The organism is Halogeometricum pallidum JCM 14848 (assembly GCF_000337095.1).
GTDB lineage: Archaea > Halobacteriota > Halobacteria > Halobacteriales > Haloferacaceae > Halogeometricum > Halogeometricum pallidum.
Genome location: NZ_AOIV01000016.1, coordinates 1 through 1,984, shown reverse-complemented (window position 1 = coordinate 1,984; position 1,984 = coordinate 1). Strand labels below are relative to the sequence as shown.

3 protein-coding genes and 1 pseudogene are annotated in these 1,984 nt (G+C 61.3%); 3 read left to right on the top strand and 1 reads right to left on the bottom strand.

Translation table 11 applies throughout. The annotated features are described in order from the left end of the window. On the bottom strand, nucleotides 1-728 hold a 728-nt coding region (locus C474_RS07645), incomplete at its 3' end, for a rhodanese-like domain-containing protein (protein WP_008385556.1). A 231-nt stretch (nucleotides 729-959) separates the two neighbouring features. On the opposite strand from C474_RS07645, the gene C474_RS07640 reads away from it, so the two are divergent. The 3 genes and pseudogenes from C474_RS07640 to C474_RS23660 all read left to right on the top strand — a co-directional run. Further along, nucleotides 960-1,205: a sulfurtransferase TusA family protein gene (locus tag C474_RS07640; protein WP_008385554.1), complete on the top strand. Its 246-nt coding sequence runs from the start codon at nucleotides 960-962 to the stop codon at nucleotides 1,203-1,205. 2 nt (nucleotides 1,206-1,207) lie between these two features. After that, the gene (locus C474_RS07635; RefSeq protein ID WP_008385552.1) at nucleotides 1,208-1,816 is read left to right on the top strand and encodes a DsrE/DsrF/DrsH-like family protein; all 609 of its coding nucleotides are present in this window, start codon (nucleotides 1,208-1,210) and stop codon (nucleotides 1,814-1,816) included. Between the two features lie 39 nt (nucleotides 1,817-1,855). Continuing rightward, nucleotides 1,856-1,984: pseudogene (locus C474_RS23660) on the top strand (DUF302 domain-containing protein); the annotation flags it as partial.

The following is a 1,984-nucleotide window of genomic DNA, read 5'->3' as shown; positions in this document are numbered from 1 at the left end:
TAGGTGTGTCCGGGCGTGTGGAGCACGTCGATATCGACCGCACCGACCGAGAGCGTATCGCCGTCGGCGACCGTCTCGTAGTCGGTGTCGTACTCGACGCCGCGCTCGACGGCCGACTCGGGGAGGACGACCCGTGCGCCCGTCTCGGCCGCGAGTTCGCGGACGCCGCTGACGTGGTCAGCGTGGACGTGGGTGTCGATCGCGTATTTGATCTCCGCTCCCATCATCCGCGCGTCCTGCACGTAATCGTTGACGAACGCCCGGAGCGGGTCGACCACGGCGGCTTCGCCGTCGCTGACGACCATGTAGGCCATACAGCCGCTGGAGGGGCGCTGGTACTGCGCCACCGTCGCGTCGGTATCGGCGTCGAGTTCTCGGTACTCGTAGATCCGTGCCCACCCCTTCATGCCGCCCTCGAGGTTGACCGCGTCACGCCCGGCGTCGAGGAGGTGGTCGGCGACGAGTTCGCTCGAGCCCCCCTTCGCACAGACGACCACGATAGGGTCGCCGGAGGGGATTTGCTCCAGTTGCGCCTCGCTCACGCCGTCGAGTAGCTCGAAGTAGGGGAGGTTGACGACCTCGACACTGTCGCCGTCGATACCCCACTCTTCGAACTCGTCTTCGGCTCGCACGTCGAGGATCGCAACGGGCTCACCCGCATCGATGCGCTGCTTGAGCGCTTCGGGTGCGACCGATTCCACATCCGCGTCCGGTTCGGAAGCGTTCATCTGTACCTCTCACTACCGGGTCACCTCACAAAAGCGTTTCTATGGTATTTCTCTAAATATACAATACTGAGTCGGGTGACGGCAGAGAATATTGCCCTATTAAGCCCTCTGAACGCTTGTAAGTGGATTTAGGCGTATCCGTTAGTGTGTACAGTCCCCAATAACCGACACTCTTTTTACTGTCCCGCCGATATTGTGGTGTACGCCCAATACAGAGTGGGCACATCAACAATGAGTACGGAATACACTGTCACCGAGACGCTCGACGTGAAAGGCGAATCGTGCCCGATGCCGGTCGTGAAGACGAAAGGAACTATCGACGACCTGAGCGAGGGGGACGTGCTGGAGGTGCTCGCCACCGACTCCGGCAGCATGAGTGACCTGACGGGGTGGGCGGAGACGACCCCGGGCGTCGAACTCCTCGACCAGGAAGAGGACGGGGACGTGTTCAAACACTACGTGCGCAAAACGGAGTAACTATGAGTACAGACACGCCCGACAACTCGGACACACGGGACGCTGCCGACCCGACCAACGCCCCTGAAGACCGGTCCGCGGCGGAGCTAGCCGCGGAAGTCGAGGAGCTACGCGAGGAACTCGCCGACCTCAGAGCGGCGGTCGATGACGACCAGCGGTCGATGGTCATCATCGCGACGAAGGGGACGCTCGATATGGCCTACCCGCCGCTCATCCTCGCCTCGACTGCGGCGGCGTTCGGCTGGGACGTGACGGTGTTCCACACGTTCTGGGGGTTGGACATCCTTCACGAGGAGAAATCGAAGAACCTCAAGCTCTCGGCGGTCGGCAATCCGAGCATGCCGATGCCGAACGCCGTCGCGTCGCTGCCGGGGATGGATTCGATGGCGACGAAGATGATGAACAAGAAGATCGCCGACAACGGGACGGCGACCATCGAGGAACTCATCGACGTCTCACTCGATCAAGGGGTCGACCTGCAGGCCTGTCAGATGACCATCGAACTAATGGATTACGACGAAACGGAGTTCTACGACGGCGTCACCGTCGGCGTCGGCGCCGCGACGGCCCTCCAGCGTATGGCCGATGCCGATATCCAGCTGCTCGTCTGAAACGGAACATCAACTCCGTAAGCACTTCACACACATACTATGAGCTACACAACGCGAAAACAGGTGGATGGACAGTTCGACGAGGTCGTCGAACGGGCGATCAGCGCTCTCGAAGATGAGGGGTTCGGCGTCCTCTGTGACATCGACGTGCAGGCGACGTTCGAGAAG